20 protein-coding genes and 1 pseudogene are annotated in these 20,738 nt (G+C 56.6%); 15 read left to right on the top strand and 6 right to left on the bottom strand.

Annotated elements, in window-relative coordinates:
* From PHT20_RS10910 to PHT20_RS10900, 3 genes and pseudogenes are all read right to left on the bottom strand, one after another.
* Positions 1-391: pseudogene (locus PHT20_RS10910) on the bottom strand (transposase); the annotation flags it as partial.
* Positions 392-853: 462 nt separating this feature from the next.
* Complete coding sequence (gene mnmA / locus PHT20_RS10905; protein ID WP_301020533.1) at positions 854-2,011, bottom strand: tRNA 2-thiouridine(34) synthase MnmA; 1,158 nt, start codon at positions 2,009-2,011, stop codon at positions 854-856.
* A complete protein-coding gene (locus PHT20_RS10900; protein ID WP_301020532.1) occupies positions 2,008-2,526 on the bottom strand; it encodes an NUDIX hydrolase in 519 nt (172 codons plus the stop codon). Before PHT20_RS10900 ends, mnmA begins: the two co-directional genes overlap by 4 nt.
* A gap of 143 nt (positions 2,527-2,669) precedes the next feature.
* Between PHT20_RS10900 and PHT20_RS10895 the strand changes: the two genes are divergently transcribed.
* The 4 genes from PHT20_RS10895 to PHT20_RS10880 all read left to right on the top strand — a co-directional run bounded on the left by PHT20_RS10895 (position 2,670) and on the right by PHT20_RS10880 (position 8,338).
* A complete protein-coding gene (locus tag PHT20_RS10895) occupies positions 2,670-4,289 on the top strand; it encodes a Re/Si-specific NAD(P)(+) transhydrogenase subunit alpha (RefSeq protein WP_301020531.1) in 1,620 nt (539 codons plus the stop codon).
* Positions 4,290-4,304: 15 nt separating this feature from the next.
* Positions 4,305-5,723: a Re/Si-specific NAD(P)(+) transhydrogenase subunit beta gene (gene pntB, locus PHT20_RS10890; RefSeq protein ID WP_301020530.1), complete on the top strand. Its 1,419-nt coding sequence runs from the start codon at positions 4,305-4,307 to the stop codon at positions 5,721-5,723.
* Positions 5,724-5,893: 170 nt separating this feature from the next.
* A complete protein-coding gene (locus tag PHT20_RS10885; protein WP_301020529.1) occupies positions 5,894-7,567 on the top strand; it encodes a long-chain-fatty-acid--CoA ligase in 1,674 nt (557 codons plus the stop codon).
* A gap of 21 nt (positions 7,568-7,588) precedes the next feature.
* Complete coding sequence (locus tag PHT20_RS10880; RefSeq protein WP_301020528.1) at positions 7,589-8,338, top strand: 5'-methylthioadenosine/adenosylhomocysteine nucleosidase; 750 nt, start codon at positions 7,589-7,591, stop codon at positions 8,336-8,338.
* A 56-nt stretch (positions 8,339-8,394) separates the two neighbouring features.
* Here the strand turns inward: PHT20_RS10880 and corA are convergent, their stop codons facing one another.
* Positions 8,395-9,381, bottom strand: coding sequence for a magnesium/cobalt transporter CorA (gene corA / locus PHT20_RS10875; protein WP_300084892.1), 987 nt, complete (start codon positions 9,379-9,381; stop codon positions 8,395-8,397).
* Positions 9,382-9,713: 332 nt separating this feature from the next.
* On the opposite strand from corA, the gene raiA reads away from it, so the two are divergent.
* The 3 genes from raiA to hprK all read left to right on the top strand — a co-directional run bounded on the left by raiA (position 9,714) and on the right by hprK (position 11,573).
* Complete coding sequence (gene raiA, locus PHT20_RS10870) at positions 9,714-10,043, top strand: ribosome-associated translation inhibitor RaiA (RefSeq protein WP_300084906.1); 330 nt, start codon at positions 9,714-9,716, stop codon at positions 10,041-10,043.
* A gap of 80 nt (positions 10,044-10,123) precedes the next feature.
* Positions 10,124-10,591, top strand: a complete 468-nt coding sequence (locus PHT20_RS10865) for a PTS sugar transporter subunit IIA (RefSeq protein WP_301020527.1) — start codon at positions 10,124-10,126, stop codon at positions 10,589-10,591.
* Between the two features lie 31 nt (positions 10,592-10,622).
* Positions 10,623-11,573 (top strand): HPr(Ser) kinase/phosphatase, encoded by a 951-nt coding sequence (hprK, locus tag PHT20_RS10860; RefSeq protein WP_300084896.1) that lies wholly within the window; start codon positions 10,623-10,625, stop codon positions 11,571-11,573.
* A gap of 21 nt (positions 11,574-11,594) precedes the next feature.
* Here hprK and fur read toward each other — a convergent pair whose 3' ends face one another.
* A complete protein-coding gene (gene fur, locus PHT20_RS10855; protein ID WP_300084898.1) occupies positions 11,595-12,026 on the bottom strand; it encodes a ferric iron uptake transcriptional regulator in 432 nt (143 codons plus the stop codon).
* Between the two features lie 98 nt (positions 12,027-12,124).
* Between fur and PHT20_RS10850 the strand changes: the two genes are divergently transcribed.
* The 8 genes from PHT20_RS10850 to PHT20_RS10815 all read left to right on the top strand — a co-directional run bounded on the left by PHT20_RS10850 (position 12,125) and on the right by PHT20_RS10815 (position 19,720).
* A complete protein-coding gene (locus tag PHT20_RS10850) occupies positions 12,125-12,667 on the top strand; it encodes an outer membrane protein assembly factor BamE (RefSeq protein WP_301020526.1) in 543 nt (180 codons plus the stop codon).
* A gap of 7 nt (positions 12,668-12,674) precedes the next feature.
* Positions 12,675-13,490 (top strand): 4-hydroxy-tetrahydrodipicolinate reductase, encoded by an 816-nt coding sequence (gene dapB / locus PHT20_RS10845; protein ID WP_300084900.1) that lies wholly within the window; start codon positions 12,675-12,677, stop codon positions 13,488-13,490.
* Positions 13,487-14,158, top strand: a complete 672-nt coding sequence (locus tag PHT20_RS10840; protein ID WP_301020525.1) for a MotA/TolQ/ExbB proton channel family protein — start codon at positions 13,487-13,489, stop codon at positions 14,156-14,158. Before dapB ends, PHT20_RS10840 begins: the two co-directional genes overlap by 4 nt.
* A gap of 5 nt (positions 14,159-14,163) precedes the next feature.
* Positions 14,164-14,625, top strand: coding sequence for a biopolymer transporter ExbD (locus PHT20_RS10835; protein WP_301020524.1), 462 nt, complete (start codon positions 14,164-14,166; stop codon positions 14,623-14,625).
* 60 nt (positions 14,626-14,685) lie between these two features.
* Positions 14,686-17,466, top strand: a complete 2,781-nt coding sequence (gene leuS / locus PHT20_RS10830) for a leucine--tRNA ligase (protein ID WP_301020523.1) — start codon at positions 14,686-14,688, stop codon at positions 17,464-17,466.
* 3 nt (positions 17,467-17,469) lie between these two features.
* A complete protein-coding gene (lptE, locus tag PHT20_RS10825) occupies positions 17,470-17,976 on the top strand; it encodes an LPS assembly lipoprotein LptE (RefSeq protein WP_300088393.1) in 507 nt (168 codons plus the stop codon).
* Positions 17,977-18,013: 37 nt separating this feature from the next.
* Entirely contained in the window at positions 18,014-19,069 is a 1,056-nt protein-coding gene (gene holA / locus PHT20_RS10820) for a DNA polymerase III subunit delta (RefSeq protein ID WP_300088395.1), read from the top strand.
* A gap of 63 nt (positions 19,070-19,132) precedes the next feature.
* Positions 19,133-19,720: a thioredoxin fold domain-containing protein gene (locus tag PHT20_RS10815; protein ID WP_300083873.1), complete on the top strand. Its 588-nt coding sequence runs from the start codon at positions 19,133-19,135 to the stop codon at positions 19,718-19,720.
* Here the strand turns inward: PHT20_RS10815 and PHT20_RS10810 are convergent.
* Positions 19,717-20,637: a DHHA1 domain-containing protein gene (locus PHT20_RS10810; RefSeq protein WP_301020522.1), complete on the bottom strand. Its 921-nt coding sequence runs from the start codon at positions 20,635-20,637 to the stop codon at positions 19,717-19,719. The two genes, PHT20_RS10815 and PHT20_RS10810, sit on opposite strands and share 4 nt — an antisense overlap.
* Between the last annotated feature and the right edge of the window lie 101 nt (positions 20,638-20,738).

Genomic DNA, 20,738 nt, shown 5'->3' with positions numbered 1-20,738 from the left:
AAGTAGCCACTGGAGCTTACACCCAGCACTTCGCAGGCCAGCGTGATCGGCCAAATCTTCTTGTGTCTTGAAATCCAGGCGTACTTCACAGCAATTCCCGCGCGAAGTACGCCGTCGCTTTTTTTAAGATGTCGCGCTCCATCTTCACCCTGGATAACTCCGCGCGCAGCCGGGCCAGCTCCATTTGCTCGGGCGAGACCGGTTTATCACCTGCACCCTTGAGCTGGCCTTTGTTGCTCAGGCGTATCCAGTTGTCCAGTGTCTGGTTCGGTATACCCAGCACCTTCGAGGTCACTGAAGCCGCTTGCCCACCTTTGACCAGGCGCACTGCCTCCAGTTTGAATTCCAGGGTGTATTTGCCCCGCGCTTGTCCATCAACCTTCTTGCTCATTTCCTAATCTCCAATGTCTGAAATTTTCCTTCAGCTATGGAGTCCATTTTTCGGGGGCAAGATCACTCCCAGAATAAACAGCATCCCGGTATTGAAGTCGATCCGGTTGCTGGACCAGTTGCGCGAACAGAAACGCTGCCTGCACTATAGCCTCAGAATCGAAGGGGCTTGAGGGTATGGTTCAAAAACCTCATCTGGTTTCACGTCCTGGTGCACCCGCATGACATGGGGCAGGTTGAAATTGAATCGCTGCTGACACCAAGACCGTCCGGTGGCGGCGCAAAGCCAAGTACCATGAACGCCCGCGCCCACTGCTGCAGAAGCCCATCCTTGCCTGCACACGCTGAAATCCAAAACACAACCCCCGGAATTTCAATACGCTAGCCACTACAAAATAAGTAGCTGGTCGTGCTTCCCAGACAAGCGCTACAGATCAAAATGGCTTGCAATCAATCTACAGTCTCACCCATTCCCCTCAATCACTCCCCCACCCAAACAAACCTCACCGTCGTACAACACAGCCGACTGCCCGGGTGTCACGGCCCACTGCGGCTGGGCAAAATCCAGCGTGAAGCGGCTCGCATCCACACCCGACAACACGCACGCCGCATCCATCTGGCGGTAACGCGTTTTGGCGGCGAAGGCACCACCCTGCGGCGCAACACCAGCGACCCAGCTCGCCTGCCCGGCCGTGAGTTGCAGCGACTGCAGCCACGGGTGGTCATGCCCCTGCACCACCCACAACGTATTGCTGTCCATATCCTTGCGCGCCACAAACCACGGCGCGTGGTCACCGCCGCCGCGTTGCGCGCCTTTGGCTTTGAGGCCGCCAATACCCAGGCCCTGGCGTTGTCCCAGGGTGTAGAAACTCAAGCCCACGTGCTCGGCAATGGTCTGGCCCTTGTCGTTCTTGACCGGGCCGGGCGTTTTGGCCAGGTAGCGGTTCAGAAAGTCGCGAAACGGGCGCTCGCCAATAAAGCAGATGCCGGTGGAGTCTTTCTTTTTGGCGTTGGGCAGGCCAATTTCAAGCGCCAGCCGTCGCACCTCGGTTTTGAGCAACTCGCCCACCGGGAACAATGTTTTTGACAATTGCGCCTGGTTCAGGCGGTGCAAAAAATAGCTTTGGTCTTTGGCCGGGTCTAGCCCCTTGAGCAATTCAAAACGACCGCTGCCCAACTGCGCCTGATGCACGTCCAGCGCGTTGCCCGCCGGGCCGATGCAGCGCACGCGGGCGTAATGTCCGGTGGCGATTTTGTCGGCGCCCAGGCGCAGGGCATGGTCTAAAAAGGCTTTGAACTTGATTTCGGCGTTGCACAAAATGTCGGGGTTGGGCGTGCGGCCGCTGCTGTACTCGCGTAAAAATTCAGCAAATACCCGGTCTTTGTATTCAGCAGCAAAGTTGACGTGCTCAATCTCGATGCCAATCACATCGGCCACCGCCGCAGCGTCCACAAAGTCGATGTTTGACGAACAGTAACCGGTGTCGTCATCATCTTCCCAGTTTTTCATGAAGATGCCCACCACCTCATGGCCTTGCTGTTTGAGTAACCAGGCGGTCACGGCTGAATCCACCCCGCCACTCAAACCCACCACCACGCGGTGTTTTTTGAGGGCGGTCATGCGCAGGTCACACCCGCCGGGTGATGCAGTTGCATGACCGACGGGTCGGTGTGAATCAGATGGAGCGGATAACGCTGCCCCAATAAATAGTCTTCCATGCATTGAAGCACCAAAGGGCTGCGGTGGCGGTTAGCACTGGTGCGCAGTTCATCGGGGCTGAGCCACAGGGTGCGCACAATGCCAGTGTCCAAACTGCGGCCAGCCTGCACCGCACCCAGCGTGCCACAAAAGGCAAAGCGCAGGTAGGTGATGTCTTGCGCAGCTTGCAGGTCACTTGCCGGGCGCTGAAAACGTGACATGTAAACCCCCAGCAGGTGGGTAGGGGTGAAGGCATGGGTGGTTTCTTCAAGTGCTTCACGGGCACAGCCATCGACCAATGACTCGCCCTCATCAAGGTGACCAGCGGGATTGTTCAAACGCAAACCTTCCGGGGTGTGCTCTTCCACCAGTAGAAATTTGCCTTGGTGTTCAATGATTGCGGCCACAGTGGCGCTGGGTTTCCATCGGATATTCATGCCTGAATTATCGGTAAAAGATGCCGAGGGTGATTTTTGGCTTTGATCAAAGATGGGTTGAATTTTTGTCAGCAAGATGGGGAAAAAACTGAGGTAAGCTCAAGCGGTTTAGAAACAATACCAACGATATGAGGAGTCGACCCATGCAAACTGGTGCCATCAGTCAAGACGCATCTGGTCCAAAAGTGCAACGCATTGGCGTGCCACGCGAAGTTTTCCCAGACGAGAAACGAGTCGCCACCGTGCCAGAGGTGGTTGAAAAACTGATCAAGCTCGGCTTTAAAGTGGCCGTAGAAGCGGGTGCGGGTGATGCTGCCAACTTCAGCGATGCAGCTTACCTGCAAGCAGGTGCTGAAGTGGTGGGCAGCGCAGCAGAACTATGGTCAGGTTCTGACATTGTGTTCAAAGTTCGCGCCCCAAGTGCAGACGAAGTGGCTTTGATGCACGAAGGTGCCACCTTGATCAGCTTCATCTGGCCCGCCCAGAACCCAGAATTGCTCAAAGAGCTGGCCGCCAAGAACGTAACAGTGCTGGCCATTGATGCGCTGCCGCGCACCCTGAGCCGTGCGCAAAAAATGGATGCATTGACGTCCATGGCCGGCGTGGCAGGCTACCGTGCAGTGATCGAAGCAGCCAATGCGTTTGGTCGTTTTTTCAACGGTCAAATCACGGCGGCGGGCAAAGTACCCCCAGCCAAAGTGTTCATTGCTGGCGCTGGTGTGGCCGGGTTGGCTGCCATTGGCACCGCTGCTGGTTTGGGCGCCATTGTGCGCGCCAACGACACCCGAGCCGAGGTGGCAGACCAAGTGGTCTCGCTCGGTGGCGAATTTGTCAAGGTGGACTACGAAGAAGAAGGCTCCGGCGGCGGCGGCTATGCCAAGGTCATGAGCGAAGGCTTTCAACAAGCCCAGCGCGCCATGTACGCCAACCAAGCCAAAGAGGTTGACATCATCATCACCACGGCTTTGATTCCAGGGCGCCCAGCACCTAAGCTGATCACTGCCGAGATGGTGCAAAGCATGAAGCCCGGCAGCGTGATTGTGGACATGGCCGCCGAGCAAGGTGGCAATTGCGAGTTGACTGTGCCCGGGCAATCTGTGGTGAGACATGGCGTGACGATTGTTGGCTTTACCGACCTGGTGTCGCGCTTGGCCAAACAGTCATCTACCCTGTACAGCACCAACTTGTTCCGTTTGACGGAAGAGTTGTGCAAAACCAAAGATGGCGTGATCAACGTCAACATGGAAGATGACGCCATTCGCGGCCTCACCGTGACCAAAGACGGCAGCGTTACCTGGCCGGCACCTGCCCTGAAACCGGCAGCCGCACCAGTGGCCAAACCGGCAGCCGCACCTGCGGCCAAAAAAGCCAAAGGCCACGGCGAGCCCAGTGCCCCCATGCCTGCGGGCAAACTGGCACTGATGTTTGCTGTGGTGGCAGCGTTATTCTGGCTCATCGGTCACAGCGCGCCTAAAGAGTTCATGTCGCACTTCACCGTGTTTGTGTTGGCCTGCTTTGTGGGCTACATGGTGGTGTGGAACGTGAAGCCCGCGCTGCACACGCCGCTGATGAGCGTGACCAACGCCATCTCCAGCATCATTGCCATTGGTGCGCTGGTGCAAATTTCGCCCTTGATGGATGCAGCCGACCGGCCTAACAGCTTGATCACCTGGATTGCGGCAGTGGCCATTGCCCTGACTGCCATCAATATGTTTGGCGGCTTTGCCGTCACCCAGCGCATGCTGGCCATGTTCCGTAAATAAGAAGAGGAGCCATACATGAATTCAAGTCTGGCCACGGTTGCCTACATTGGTGCGACCATTTTGTTCATTTTGAGCCTGGGCGGTTTGTCTAACCAGGAAAGTTCTCGCCGCGGTAACCTGTTTGGCATGATCGGCATGACCATTGCCGTGCTAGCCACCGTGCTGGGTCCGCAGGTCAACAGCGGCGGTTACGCCTGGATCATTGCCGCCATGGTGGTGGGCGGCAGCATTGGTTTGTATTTGGCGCGCAGCGTGCAAATGACGCAAATGCCCGAGTTGGTGGCCTTCATGCACAGCATGGTGGGCTTGGCAGCGGTGCTGGTGGGTTTTGCCACGTTTGTCGACCCCACCGCCACAAAAGAGTTTGAGGGTGCGGCCAAAACCATTCATGAGCTGGAAATTTACATCGGCATTTTCATTGGTGCGGTCACGCTGTCGGGCTCAGTGATTGCTTTTGGCAAGCTGTCGGGGCGCATTGGGGGGAACCCCTTGTTGTTGCCTGGACGGCACTGGATGAATCTGGCGGGTTTGTTGACCGTGATTTATTTTGGTGGTGTGTTCATGGGTGCGCACACGGTGCAAGAGGGTGTCACGCCAATCATCGTCATGACCGTGATTGCATTGCTGTTTGGTGTGCACATGGTGATGGCCATTGGCGGCGCTGACATGCCCGTGGTGGTGTCCATGCTCAACAGCTATTCAGGCTGGGCGGCGGCAGCCACCGGGTTCATGCTCAGCAACGACTTGCTGATTGTGGTGGGTGCGCTGGTGGGTTCCAGCGGTGCTATTCTTTCTTACATCATGTGCAACGCCATGAACCGCAGTTTCATCAGCGTGATTGCGGGTGGTTTTGGCACCACCAGCGCCAAGCCTACAGCCGCTGCCGGCGGTGTGGTGCCTGCGGGTGAAGTGACGGCAGTCAGTGCCGTAGAAACTGCTGAGCTGCTGCGCGAAGCCAAAAGTGTGATCATCGTGCCCGGCTACGGCATGGCTGTGGCACAGGCTCAGCACACGGTGTTTGAAATCACCAAACATTTGCGCGCCAAGGGTGTGAATGTGCGTTTTGGCATTCACCCGGTGGCTGGGCGCATGCCAGGACACATGAACGTGCTGCTGGCCGAGGCAAAGGTGCCTTACGACATCGTGTTTGAAATGGACGAGCTCAATGACGACTTCCCTGACACCGATGTCACCATGGTGATTGGTGCCAACGACATCGTCAACCCCAGCGCACAAGACGACCCCACCAGTCCGATTGCGGGGATGCCGGTGCTTGAAGTCTGGAAGTCCAAGACCTCCATCGTCATGAAGCGCAGCATGGCCAGCGGCTATGCAGGTGTTGACAACCCCTTGTTTTACAAAGAAAACAACCGCATGCTGTTTGGTGATGCCAAGAAAATGCTTGATGAAGTGCTCACTGCGCTCAAAGCGTGAGCTTGCAGCTTTTCACCGCAAGAGGCCCGTTGGGCCTCTTTTTTTATCTTGATCCAAGGGCATGATCTCTTCGAACTGGAGTGAACTGTCTAATAAGGGAAAACACAGCTTACAGAACCTGACAAACCGGGTGACAATGAAATTTTTAAGCGACACATGGAGAGATTCACATGACTGACCGTATCTGGCTAAGCAGCTACCCCGAAGGTGTTCCCGCCGACATTGATCCTGACCGGTACGACTCGATGGTGGTCATGATGGAGGAATCGTTTAAGAAATTTGCTGATCGCAGTGCCTACAGTTTTCTGGGCAAGGAGCTGAGTTACCGGCAGGTCGATGAGCTCAGTCAGACCTTTGGTGTGTATTTGCAAAGTCTTGGCTTGGTCAAGGGTGACCGGGTGGCGGTGATGATGCCCAACGTGATGCAATACCCCATAGCCGTGATGGGCATCATGCGAGCGGGTTTCACATTGGTCAATGTCAACCCACTCTACACCGCGCGTGAGCTTGAGCACCAACTGAAAGACTCTGGTGCCAAGGCGATTGTCATTTTGGAAAATTTTGCTGCCACGCTTGAGAAATGCCTGTCCAACACACCCGTGAAGCACGTGGTGCTTTGCGCCATGGGCGACCAACTTGGCTTGCTCAAAGGGGCGTTGGTGAACTATGTGGTGCGCAATGTCAAAAAAATGGTGCCTGATTTCAATTTGCCCCAAGCCGTGCGGTTCAACGCCGCCATGGCCAAAGCCAGCAACGGCAACTTGAAAAAATTAACACTCAAGCCCGATGATGTGGCGGTGCTGCAATACACAGGCGGCACCACGGGCGTGTCCAAAGGCGCGGTGCTGTTGCATCGCAACCTGGTGGCCAACTTGCTGCAGTCAGATGCCTGGTTTCAACCAGCCTTGAAAAACATACCCGCTTCAGAGCAAATCATCTCGGTATGTGCCTTGCCGCTTTACCACATTTTTGCCTTCACGGTAAACATGATGCTGTCGTTGCGCATGGGTGGCAAACTGGTCTTGATCCCGAACCCGCGTGACTTCGCTGCGGTACTCAAAGAGTTGTCCAAACACAAAATTCATGTGTTCCCAGCCGTCAACACGCTCTTCAATGGTCTGGCCAATCACCCAGACTTCAACAAGGTCAACTGGAGCAGTTTGCTGGTGTCAGCGGGGGGTGGCACGGCGGTGCAAAGTGCCGTGGCCAAAATTTGGTTTGAGAAAACGGGCTGTGCCATTTGTGAAGGCTATGGTTTGAGCGAAACCGCACCAGTGGCCACCTCCAACCCCATCACGGTGACTGAATACTCAGGCTCTATTGGCATTCCGGTCTGCAACACGTGGCTCAAGCTGCTTGACGATGAGGGTCAGGAAGTCGCACCTGGGCAAGCCGGTGAAATTGCCATCAAAGGTCCCCAAGTGATGGCGGGTTATTGGCAACGCCCAGACGAAACCGCCAAAGTGATGACTCCAGACGGCTACTTCAAGTCAGGCGACGTTGGCGTGATGGATGAACGGGGCTTCTTCAAAATTGTGGATCGCAAGAAAGACATGATTTTGGTCAGTGGATTCAACGTCTTCCCCACCGAGCTGGAAGATGTGGTGTCGCAAATGCCAGGCATCATGGAATGTGCCTGCGTTGGCGTGCCAGATGCCAAAGCCGGAGAGGCCGTCAAACTGGTGATCGTCAAAAAAGACCCCAGCCTGACTGAAGATCAAATTCGCGCGTTTTGCAAAGAAAACCTCACCGGCTACAAACAGCCCAAGTTGATTGAATTTCGCACTGAGCTGCCCAAGACGCCCGTCGGTAAAATTTTGCGACGTGAATTGCGCACCAAGTAACCCCTACCCGAAGGACATTTTTTGACGCTTGCCATCATGAGCGCCTTGCTGGATGAACAGCGGGGCTTGCTTGAACAGTTGAGTCAGCCCCGGCGCGTGCAGCGCGCCGGACGCACCTTTTGGTGTGGGCAATGGGCGGAGCAAGACGTGGTGCTGGTGCTCTCCAAAGTCGGCAAAGTGGCCGCCGCCACCACTACCACCACTTTGATTGAAGCCTTTGACGTGAAGCGTGTGGTGTTTACAGGTGTTGCAGGCGGTGTGGGGCAGTCGGTCAACGTGGGTGATGTGGTGGTGGCCCAAGCCTTCATCCAGCACGACATGGACTCCAGCCCCTTGTTTGCACGCTATGAAATCCCGCTCTATGGCCGTGACACACTGGCCTGTGATGAGCCTCTCAGTGCTCTTCTTTTAGAAGCTACTCATACAGGTATCAAAAGCGCTAGAGGTCATTTTCACCATGAAAATTCAGTTCAAGATCAGCGCGTGCACCAGGGTTTGATTGCCAGTGGCGACCAGTTTGTGGCCAGCGCACAGGGCGCTGCAGCATTGGTCAGCGGCTTGAAACAAGCGGGGCATGCCCCATTGGCGGTTGAAATGGAAGGCGCCGCGGTGGCACAGGTTTGTCATGACTACGGCATCCCTTTTGCCGCTGTGCGCACCATTTCTGACCGTGCAGACGCCCAAGCGCACGTCGACTTTTCAGCGTTTGTGCAGCAAGTTGCCAGCCCATACGCCTTGTCAATCATGCGCGAATTCATCAAATTAGTATAAATTTAATAGCTGCTTGAGCTTATTGATCAAGCGCTAGAGCTCATTTTCTCATTTTCTCATTTAAGCCAGCCGCGCTTGCGAAAATACCACATGGGCACCAGTGCACTGGCCAGCATCAACCCCAAGGCATAGGGGTAGCCCATGGCCCAATCCAGCTCCGGCATGTATTTGAAGTTCATGCCGTACAAGCTGGCAATCAAAGTGGGCGGCAGCAGTGCCACGCTGGCCACGGAGAAAATTTTGATGATCTTGTTTTGATTGATGTTGATGAAACCCACGGTGGCATCCATCAAAAAGTTGATCTTGTCAAACAAAAATGCCGTGTGTGAGTCCAGTGAATCAATGTCGCGCAAAATTTGGCGCGCTTCTTCAAACTGCTCGGGGTTGAGAATTTTGGTGCGCATCATGAAGCTCACCGCACGCCGGGTGTCCATGGCGTTGCGGCGAATCCGGCCATTCATGTCCTCATGGCGCGCAATAGCCCCCAACACTTCGCCGGCCATGGCGTCGGTCACGTCACCCGAGAGCACTTTGGCACTGGCTTTTTCCAGCTCGTCGTAAATTTCTTCCAGAGTGTCGGCTGAATATTCAGCGTCCGCATCAAACAGCTTGAGCAGCACTTCTTTGGCATCTTCAATCAAGCCTGGTGCGCGCCGGGCACGCATGCGCAGCAAGCGAAAAACGGGCACGTCTTCGTCGTGAATCGAAAAAAGCACCCCTTTGCTTTTGAGTTCGTCATTGACCAAATTCAAAATAAAGGCGACACGCACGGTGTGTGGCTCATCTTCATCAGCCACCAAAAAGTCACTGCGAATGTGCAGGTCACCGTTATCCTCTTTGTAAAAACGCGCAGACTCTTCGATGTCTTCGTCCATCGCATCGTCTGGAATCGACAAACCAAAATACTGCTTGATCCAGCGCTTTTCTTCGGGTGTGGGAGATTCCAGGTCAACCCAAATAGGCTGAAATCTTGAAAGCTCTTCCAGCGATTCAATTTCTTCCTGGAACAGCCGGCCGTTGGCAAGGGTAAAAATGTTGAGCATGTGCTCGCTCCCAATTGAAGTTTGGCATCAAGGGTGGCAGGGGTTGGTTGCGGCTTTCAACCCCATGATGCAATTTTGGGAGTTGAAAGCTACCGACTGGGGTAGGTTTCCAAGGTCAATTTCCTTTGTTGAACTCTTTTGATTATGTCACTCGGGAGCCATTTTCAGCAAACTTCCCACCGTCAAAGCCTCAAATTGTTGCAATGCAATATGGAAAAAGGTTGCACTCTGTTGAAGGCACGTGCATAGTTAAACCACACCTAAAAAACAAGGTTTCCCCGCTTGCCAGCCATGTGGCTGACGGGCTTTTTTCCACAGCTTTAGGAGGCTTTATGAACTTGACCATCAGTGGACACCATTTGGACGTCACCCCTGCCCTGCGCAACTATGTCACCGGTAAGCTTGATCGCATCAAGAGGCATTTTGATCAAGTGGTGGATGTCAAGGTGCTGCTCACGCTTGAAAATCTCAAAGAAAAGGAACGCCGTCAAAAAGCCGAATGCAACATTCACATCAAAGGCATTGAATTGTTTGCAGAAAGTGCCCATGCAGATTTGTATGCTGCCGTGGACGAATTGGTCGACAAATTAGACCGTCAAGTGGTTCGACACAAAGATCGCGTGCAATCTCACGCCCATGAAGCCCCAAAGCGCTTGATGTAATTTAAACTCTGACAAGCCGCCCGCTGGTGCGAGCGGCTTTTTTTTCGCCTGAATATGCCGGGCGCACCTACTCAAACATCATGAATCGTCTTGCGTCTATTCTTCCAGTTGCACAAGTGCAAGTCCAAGTTGACATTTCAAGCAAAAAAAGAGCTTTTGAAGAAGCCGGTTTGTTGTTTGAAAATTTGCACGGTTTAAGCCGCGCCCTGGTCACCGACAGTCTGTTCTCGCGCGAGCGCTTGGGCTCGACCGGTTTGGGCCATGGGGTGGCCATTCCTCACGGCCGCATCAAAGGCTTGAAGTCTCCCATGGCGGCGGTGTTTCAACTGGCGCAACCGATTGGCTTTGAGGCACCAGACGAATTGCCGGTGGGCTTGATGATTTTTTTATTGGTGCCCGAAGCGGCCACCCAAAAACATCTTGAAATATTGTCTGAAATTGCTGAAATGCTCAGTGATGCCGACCTTCGCAGCAAAATGGCAGCCAGCACCCAGGCAGACGAACTCCACCAGTTGATCACCAATTGGCTGTCAACCCAAAACACCTGATCTACCGCTATAGACCTGTGGAGTTGAACCCTTGAAACCCAATGTCATCAGTGCCGATGTGTTGTTTGAAGCTTTTCGCAGCAACCTGCGCTGGGAATGGGTGGCAGGTTTAGGTGCGTCAGAGCGCCGTTTTGACGAAGTTGCCGTGCGCGCAGCCCGCTCTGGGGCTGACCTGGTGGGCTACCTCAACTACATTCATCCGTACCGGGTGCAAATATTGGGTGAACGCGAAGTGGCCTACCTTGCCAACGCCACGCCTGAGGACTGCGCCCGCCGTGTTTCACGCATCGTGACCCTGGAGCCGCCGGTGTTGGTGTTGGCGGATGGCCAAACCGCACCCGATGAACTGTTGTCGATGTGTGAGCGCGCCCAAATTCCGCTGTTTGCCACGGAAGGCTCCTCGGCCTTTGTGATTGATGTGCTGCGCGCTTACCTGTCACGGCATTTTGCAGATCGCTGCACTATGCACGGCGTGTTCATGGACATTTTGGGCTTAGGGGTGTTGATCACCGGCGAGTCTGGTTTGGGTAAAAGCGAGCTGGGCTTGGAGCTGGTGTCGCGCGGCAACGGCTTGGTGGCAGACGATGCGGTCGACCTTTACCGCATCAACCAAGACACCATAGAAGGCCGTTGCCCAGATTTGCTGCTGAACCTGCTGGAGGTGCGTGGCATTGGCTTGCTTGACATCCGTTGCATCTTTGGCGAAACCGCGGTGCGCCGAAAAAAAGCCCTGCAGTTGATCGTGCACCTGGTGCGCCGCGAAACCATGGAGCGTGAATACGAACGTCTTCCCTACGAGCCGTTGACGCAAGATGTGCTCGATGTACCGGTGCGCAAAGTGGTGATTCAGGTTGTGGCAGGGCGCAATTTGGCTGTGCTGGTGGAAGCCGCTGTGCGCAACACTATTTTGCAAATTCGCGGGGTAGACACCTACAAAGAATTTGTCGAGCGCCACCGCCAAGCCATGAACGACAGCAATTAGGGGCAATTCACCCGCAACATGTCACCGCTTGGGGCGATGCATGCACTCCGTTTGGGTGCAATGCGCATACAAACTCAGGGCGTGGTCGGCAATCTCAAACCCCTTGGCCTTGGCCACATCGTGCTGGCGCTGCTCAATGGCCGCATCAAAGAACTCTTCCACACGGCCACAGTCCAGGCACACCAAATGGTCATGGTGCTGGCCTTCGTTGAGTTCATAGACAGCCTTGCCACTCTCAAAATGGCTGCGCACCAAAATATCGGCCTGCTCAAACTGCGCCAACACCCGGTACACCGTGGCCAACCCCACGTCCGAGTGCTCAAGTAACAGCACCCGAAACACGTCTTCGGCCGTCATGTGGCGCTGCTGCCCTTTTTGAAAAATCTCTAATATTTTCAAACGTGGCAATGTGGCTTTGAGTCCGGTGCTTTTGAGGTTGTCGATGTGGGTCATGGTGTGACATGGGATAACGAAGCGCATGACGCGCGGGTCGGTGCTGACACAAGGCCTACCAGTACAATGATTGACTCTTATTGTCACTTGGTTTGCCCATGCTTGATTCATTTGCGCGTCGTGCCGTTTGGTGTTCAGTCGGAGCACTTTCACTCACCCTTTCTGCTTGTAGCAGCGTAGATGGTGCCAGCAATCGCTTGGTGACCATGGTGTCGCCCTACAAAATTGACATTGTGCAAGGCAATTTTGTCAGCAGCGAACAGGCTGCCGCCTTGAAAGAGGGTATGAGCCGCAATCAGGTGCGCAACATTTTGGGCACCCCTTTGCTCAACAGCATTTTTCATGCAGACCGGTGGGACTACGTGTTCACCTTCAAGCGCCAAGGCATGGCGCCCCAGGCCAGGCGTGTCACGGTGTTTTTCAAAGACGATGTGCTGAGCAAAGTGCAAGCCGACAAGCTCCCGACCGAAGCCGAATTTGTGGCCTCGCTTGACTCCGGGCGCACCTCTGGCCCCGTCCCGGTGCTCGAAGTGGCCCCTGAAAGCCTGAAAAGCAACCCACCTGCAGCACCGGCGCCCACTCCAAAAACTGTCACACCGGCACGCACAAGCTTTCCCCCGTTAGAAACTTCAACCCAATAAATCGACCATGACAGAGTCCACTCTTCACCACATCTGTGTGGCTGGCGCCAGCGGGCGCATGGGGCGCATGTTGATTGAGGCCGTTTGCAAAGCAGACGACTGTCAGCTCAGCGGCGCACTTGATCTGCCCTCCAGCCCGGCGGTGGGCATGGATCCAGCCGCTTTCTTGGGCTTGAGCAGCGGCGTGGCTATCAGCGCCAACCTCACCACTGGGTTGAACCATGCCCAGGCGTTGATTGATTTCACCCGCCCCGAGGGTACGTTGGCGCATTTGCAAGCCTGTCGCACCTTGGGGGTGAATGCGGTGATTGGTACCACTGGCTTTACCGACGCACAAAAGCAGCAAATTGCCGACCTTGCCCAGCACATCGCCATCGTGATGGCACCCAACATGAGTGTGGGCGTGAACGTGACGCTGAAACTGCTTGAGTTGGCTGCCAAGTCGCTCAACACCGGCTACGACATTGAAATCATCGAAGCGCATCACCGCCACAAGGTCGATGCCCCCTCTGGCACCGCCTTGAAAATGGGCGAGGTCATTGCTAACGCCTTGGGGCGCAACCTGAAAGACTGCGCTGTGTATGCCCGTGAAGGCGTCACCGGCGAGCGCGACCCATCCAGCATTGGTTTTGCCACCATCCGCGGCGGTGACATTGTGGGCGACCACACGGTGCTGTTTGCCGGCACGGGGGAGCGCATTGAAATCAGTCACAAATCAGGCAGCCGGGTCTCTTACGCCGAAGGCAGCTTGCGCGCGGTGCGGTTCTTGAAGGGGCGCACTTCAGGCTTGTATGACATGGCTGACGTGCTGAACCTGAAATGAGTTTTGCCGAATTTTTTTGGCAAGGTGATGCACTGGCGCGCACAGTTGCGTTGCTGCTGTTAGCCATGTCAGTGGGCAGCTGGGTGGTGATTTTGTGGAAAAGTTGGCTGCTGCGGCGCGCCAGCACCGATGTCAAGCGCTGTGTGGCTGCTTTTTGGCAATCCGCCAACATTGCTGAGGCCACCCAAAAAATCAAGGCTTTTGACCGTGTAGCCCTTGTATTACCTCTGGTGCTTGCTATTCATCTTGAAAAAAATGGCACTCTGGCCAGTGCCGGTGACCGTGCCCAGCAGCTCACCCGTGTGCTGCGCAACGCGCTGCACGGCGCACTCACCCAGCTGCAGCATGGCCAGGTGTTGCTGGCTACAGTGGGCGCTACAGCGCCATTTGTCGGCTTACTTGGCACGGTGTGGGGCATCTACCATGCCTTGATTGGCATTGCCAGCGCTGGCCAAGTCACCATTGACAAAATCTCCGGCCCGGTGGGCGAGTCTTTGATCATGACGGCGGCCGGGCTGATGGTGGCCATTCCTGCGGTGTTGGCGTTCAACGTGCTCGGGCGTGCCATCACGCGCATCGAAGCCGAACTTGAAGGCTTCGCCCGCGACCTGCGTGAGCTGGGTTGCACCCAAACCGTTGCGCTTGCGTCCCGCGCTGAAAGCACCTGACCGCCATGTCTTTCGGTCGCCTGGATCGCAGCACGGGCTCGCAGCCCATGAGCGACATCAACATGACACCGTTGATTGATGTGATGCTGGTGCTGGTGGTGATCTTCATCATCACCGCGCCACTGTTGGCCAGCTCAATCAAACTGGATTTGCCCAAAACCGACGCAGCCAAGGCAGGCGACGCCCCCAAGTCGGTCACGGTGGTGATGGATGCCGCCGGACAAATTTTCCTGAAAGATCACCCCATTGCGCTGGCTGCTCTCCAGCAGCAACTGCTGCAAGCGGCGCAAGCCAACCCGCAAACCGAAGTGCTGCTGCGCGCTGACAAAACCGTGCCCTATGGCCGCGTGGTTGAGGTGATGGGCGCCGCACAACAAGCTGGCCTGAACCGCATTGGCTTTGTGGCGGATGCGCCTGCCCCTTCTGCCCCTGCCAGCCCCAGCCCAGCAGCTGTGGTCAAACCCTAAAATCGCTTCTTTTCCCCTTCACGCCCTCGCGCCACACAGCTGGCGCGCCATCTGACTGCCATGCAAGACAAATACAACCACCTTGACGTTGAACCCGCCGCCCAAGCCCACTGGCGCACCCTGGATGCTTACCGCGTCAACGAGCACGCCACCGACCCGCAAGGCAACCCCAAAAAGAAGTTTTACGCCTGCTCCATGCTGCCTTACCCCAGCGGCAAGCTGCACATGGGGCATGTGCGCAACTACACCATCAACGACATGCTCACGCGCCAGTTGCGCATGCAGGGCTATAACGTGCTCATGCCCATGGGCTGGGACGCGTTTGGCTTGCCGGCTGAAAACGCTGCGTTAAAAAATGGCGTGCCACCGGCCAAGTGGACCTTTGAGAACATTGCCTACATGAAAAGCCAGATGCAGGCCATGGGTCTGGCCATCGACTGGAGCCGCGAAGTGGCCACCTGCACGCCTGAGTACTACAAGTGGAACCAGTGGTTGTTTTTGAAGATGCTTGAGAAAGGCATTGCCTACCGCAAAACCCAGGTCGTCAACTGGGACCCGGTGGACATGACCGTGCTGGCCAACGAGCAGGTGATTGACGGCAAAGGCTGGCGCACTGGCGCAGTGGTGGAAAAGCGTGAGATTCCGGGCTACTACCTGGCCATCACCCAATACGCTGACGAACTGCTAGCCAATGTGACTGGCGACAACATGCCCGGCTGGCCCGAGCGCGTGAAGCTGATGCAGGAGAACTGGATTGGCAAGAGTGAAGGTGTGCGTTTTGCCTTCACCCACAACATTCAGGGCACGGACGGCAAGTTGATTGGCGACGGCCGCATGTACGTCTTCACCACCCGCGTCGACACCATCATGGGCGTGACCTTTTGTGCCGTGGCCGCCGAACACCCGCTGGCGCTACATGCGGCGGCCGGCAACCCGGCGCTGGCAGCGTTCATCGAAGAATGCAAGAAAGGTGGCACCACTGAAGCCGAAATGGCTTTGAAGGAAAAAGTCGGCATGGCCACCGGGCTGTTTGTCACGCACCCGTTGACCGGCAAGCAGGTTGAAGTGTGGGTGGGCAACTACGTACTGATGAGCTACGGCGATGGCGCGGTGATGGGTGTGCCTGCGCACGATGAGCGCGACTTTGCGTTTGCGTTGAAATACCAGTTGCCGATTCAACCCGTGGTGGCCGTGGCGGCTCCGGCCGGTGCAACACCCGCGCCGGGTTCCTCATGCTGCGAGCAGAAATCGTCACCCAACGCGGGCATTGCCCCGGCCTACCGGGTGTTTGACACGTCTGTTTGGCACGACTGGTACGCCGAAAAGGGCGCGGGCGTGGCAGTCAACTCGGGCAAGTACAACGGCCTGGCGTTTCAGGACTGCGTGGATGCCGTAGCCGCCGACTTGGGTGCACTTGGTCTGGGCGAGAAAAAAATCACCTGGCGCCTGCGTGACTGGGGCGTGAGCCGCCAGCGCTACTGGGGCACGCCGATTCCCATCATCCATTGCCCCGAACACGGCGCCGTACCCGTGCCTGAAAAAGACCTGCCGGTGGTGCTGCCCACCGACCTGGTGCCCGATGGTTCCGGCAACCCGCTCAACAAGTGCGAGGCCTTCCATGCCGGTGTCACCTGCCCGATTTGTGGCACTGCAGCCCGGCGCGAGACCGACACCATGGACACGTTTGTCGACAGCTCGTGGTACTTCATGCGCTACTGCGACCCGAAAAACGCCGACCAGATGGTGGCCGAAGGCGCTGACTACTGGATGCCGATGGACCAGTACATTGGCGGCATCGAGCACGCCATCCTGCACCTGCTGTACGCGCGTTTCTGGACCAAGGTGATGCGTGATTTGGGGCTGGTCAAGGTCGATGAACCGTTTACCAAGCTGCTCACCCAAGGCATGGTGTTGAACCACATTTATTCCCGCCGCACCGACAAGGGCGGTAAAGACTATTTCTGGCCGGCTGATGTTGAACACGTGTTCGACGATGCGGGCAAAGTCATCGGTGCCAAGCTCAAGGTCGAAGTGGACGGGCTGCCGGTGGGCACCGCCATCGACTACGAGGGCATCGGCACCATGAGCAAGTCCAAAAACAACGGCGTTGACCCGCAAGACTTGATTGAAAAATACGGTGCCGACACCGCCCGCCTGTACACCATGTTCACCGCTCCGCCCGAGGCCACGCTGGAGTGGAACGACGCCGCAGTGGAAGGCAGCTACCGCTTTTTGCGCCGCGTGTGGAACTTTGGCGTCAAGCTAACTACTATTGATTCCGTAGCTGCTCACGCAAGCGTGGCCGGCGCCACAAGCCTAAATGATATAAATTTTGATAAAGCCGCCAAAGCCCTGCGGCTGGAAATCCACAGTGTGCTCAAGCAAGTGGACTACGACTACCAGCGCATGCAATACAACACCGTGGTGTCGGGCTGCATGAAGATGATCAACGCGCTTGAAGACTTTAAACAGCTCGATTGCGCCGGTGCGCAAGTAGCGCTGATCGAAGGCTTTGGTATCTTGCTGCGCTGCCTGTACCCGGCTACCCCACACATTGCCCATGCCCTTTGGGCGCAACTGGGCTACGCCAGTGAACTGGGTGACCTGCTTGATGCTGCTTGGCCCAAAGTCGACCCCAGTGCCTTGGTGCAAGACGAAATCGAGCTGATGCTGCAAGTCAATGGCAAGCTGCGCGGTGCCATTGTGGTGCCTGCCAGCGCCGACAAAGCTGCCATTGAGCAAGCCGCTCTGGCCAATGAGGTGTTCATCAAACTGGCCAACGGTGCTGCACCCAAAAAAGTGATCGTGGTGCCGGGTCGCTTGGTCAACCTGGTGGTGTAAGCCATGCGCCGCGCCTTTTTGCAACGTGCCGCGCTGGTTGGCGTGAGTGCTGGACTGGCCAGCTGCGGCTTCAAGCTGCGCACCAGCCGAGACTTTGCGTTCACCCGCATTGCCATCACGCCCCACCCCGGTGATGCGCTGGCGCAAGAGCTGCGCCGCTCGTTTGGCGATGCCGTGCATGTGCTGGCTGCAGATGAACCCCTGACCCAAGCCCAATTGGTGCTGAGCCTGGGCAACGAGCTGCGTGAAAAAGTGGTGGTGGGCGTCAACAGCGCTGGTCAGGTGCGCGAATTCCAGTTGCGGCTGCGGGTGCAACTGCACCTGCGCAATGCCCAAGGCAAGGGCTTGATGGAAGGCGTGGAGATTTTGCAGCAGCGCGACATCAGCTTCAACGAATCTGCCGTGCTGGCCAAAGAGGCCGAAGAAATTTTGCTCTACCGCGACATGCAGACCGACATCGTGCAGCAAATTTTGCGCCGCCTCAGCACGGTGCAGGCCAGCCAGCTGTAGCCGGTGCACAGCACATTTAGTCGCAACACTTAGCTGCATGCAACTCCAGCCAGCCCAGTTAACCGCCCACCTGGGTAAAGGCCTGAAAAGCCTCTATACCCTGCATGGCGACGAGCCGCTGCTGATTCAGGAAGCGCTCGACGCCATTCGCGCCGCAGCGCGCGCCCAGGGCTACACCGAGCGCAGTGCGCACACCGTCTCAGGCGCACACTTTGATTGGAGCGAGGTGCTGGCCGCGGGCGGCAGTTTGAGCTTGTTTGCTGACAAGCAAATTCTGGAGCTGCGCATTCCCAGTGGCAAACCTGGCAAAGAAGGCAGCACGGCGCTGCAGCAGTTGGTGGAGCAGTCGCGTGGCAACGACAGCACGCTCACGCTGGTGATCTTGCCCCGGCTGGACCGCGCCACCAAGTCAGCGGCCTGGTTTGTGGCGCTGGAGAGCGGCATCACCCTAGAGGTCAGCCCGGTCGAACGTGCCGCCTTGCCACAGTGGATTGCGCAACGCCTGGCCGCGCAAGGCCAGCGGGTGCGCGCCGGTGAAGAAGGCCAGCACACCTTGCAATTTTTTGCCGACCGGGTTGAAGGCAACCTGCTCGCAGCTCACCAGGAAATTCAAAAACTGGCTTTGTTACACCCTGCCGGAGAGCTGAGCCTTGAACAGATTGAAGCCGCAGTGCTCAACGTGGCGCGCTTTGATGTCTTCAAACTCAGCGAGGCCGTATTGGCCGGCCAACACGCGCGGGTGCAGCGCATGCTGGACGGCCTGCAAGCCGAAGGTGAAGCGGAAGTGCTGGTGCACTACAGCCTGGCCGAAGACATTCGCGCCCTCAAACGTGTCAAAGACGCCATGAGCCTGGGCAAACCCATGCCGGTGGCACTGCGTGAACAGCGCGTATGGGGCAACAAAGAGCGTTTGTATGAACGTGTGCTGCCGCGCCTGAACGACGCCGCGCTGGCGCAGCTGCTGCAAGCCGCGCACCAGGTCGATGGCATTGTGAAAGGCCTGAAACTGCCCGACTGGCCCACCGACAACTGGCAAGCCCTGGCACGCCTGGCCATGATGCTGTGCGGCCTGTGTGCTAAAACCCACCGTTAATTTCATGAACCTGCACACCCGTGCCACCCCGCGCTCTAACCCTGTTTGAAGGAGAACCTTGCTTTGAAAACCACCACCCTGACCCTCAGCTTGATCGCAGCCCTGGCGCTGTCTGTTGCCTCATGCTCCAAGCAAGAGACACCTGCAGCGGACACCACCCCCAGCGCAGTCACCAGCCCGACCCTGTCAAACTACGACACGGTGGCCGCCTCGGGCAAAGGTTTTACCGTGGGGTCGATGATGAGTGCCCAAGCGGTCTACGTGCTGTTTGACCCGCAATGCCCGCACTGCGGCCACCTTTGGCAAGCCAGCCAACCGCTGCTGAGTAAAGTGAAATTTATCTGGATTCCGATTGCCTTTAACCAAGGCAAAAGCCTGCCGCAAGCCGTGGCGTTGATGAATGCCAGCAACCCGCAAGACACCATGTCTGCCCACGAAGCCTCACTGCTGGCTGGCACTGGCGGCCTGTCAGCCCCCAGCCCGAGCGACGACCAGGTGAGCATCATCAAAGCCAACACCCAACTGCTGACGCAATTGGGCGTGGACTCGGTGCCCTTTGTGCTGGCCAAAAACCGCCGCACGGGCGAAATTGTGAGCCACAACGGCGCCATGGAAACCGCCGCGTTGGCTCAGCTGCTGGGGGTGGATTAAGACGCTCCGTTGAGCACGCCTGAGAGCAGCTCGGGCAAGCGCTGAGCCGGTAGCTTGAAGCCGCAGGCCTGTGCATGCCCACCGCCGCCCAGGCTGGCCGCGAGTGGAATGCAACTGAAGCCTGAGCGCGATCGCAAACCACACTTCACCACGCCTTTTTTGTCCACCGTCCACATCAGCGCAAACGTACCAGACTGCTTGCTCAACATGTCTCCCACCAAACTGTGAAAGGCGCTGGGGGCGTTGACCATCACGCCGGTGATGCCGTTGAACACCAAGGCTTGAGCGTGTTCCAGCATGTCTTGCGCCAGTTTGGTGAATTTTTCATCCATGGCCTGGCCGCGTGCAATGTAGCTGGCCAGCTCGGCGGCATCGAAATTGGCAATGGCCTGCCAGCGGGCAAAGTCCATCGGCTCCATGTCAAGCGCGGCCAGAAAACCAGCGCTCTGCGGGTATTGCCACACCCAAATGTCACGGTCTTCCACAAAGCGCACCAAATCAGGCACGCTTTGCTGGGGGTGAAAAAACTCCCAGGCCAGGCGCGCACCAGACTTTTTCATGTCAAAGTGCACCACGCCACAGCGGCACTGGAAGCCCGTCAACTTCTCTGCTGCGCTCAAATGGTGGTCCAGCATGACCAACTTGGCAGCACGCGCATCAATAACACGCAAGATGTCATCGGCAAACGAAAAATCAAGAATGTAGACCGCCCGGCCATCAAGCTTGGGCAAGTCGTCAACCGACTTCACATCGCCATGATCCAGCGCCACAAACTCTGCCTTGCCAGAAAAATACAACCATGCCGCCAGCGCCGCCGCAAAGCCATCTGGACAGCTGCGGCCGTGGTACAAAATCAACGGGCTGGGGTCAGACGGGTCAGGAAATACAGACAAATTCAAAGACATAATTTTTACCATGGGTAGGCGTTTAAGCTAAAATAATGCTACGTATTTTATAGCTCATTGTGCTTATATTTAAAGCGCCACAAGCCAAAAACATCACTATTTTATGAGCCACA

The organism is Rhodoferax sp. (assembly GCF_028715765.1).
GTDB lineage: Bacteria > Pseudomonadota > Gammaproteobacteria > Burkholderiales > Burkholderiaceae_C > Rhodoferax.
Note: the sequence above shows the minus strand (reverse complement) of the source record. Positions and strands in the feature narration are given on the sequence as shown.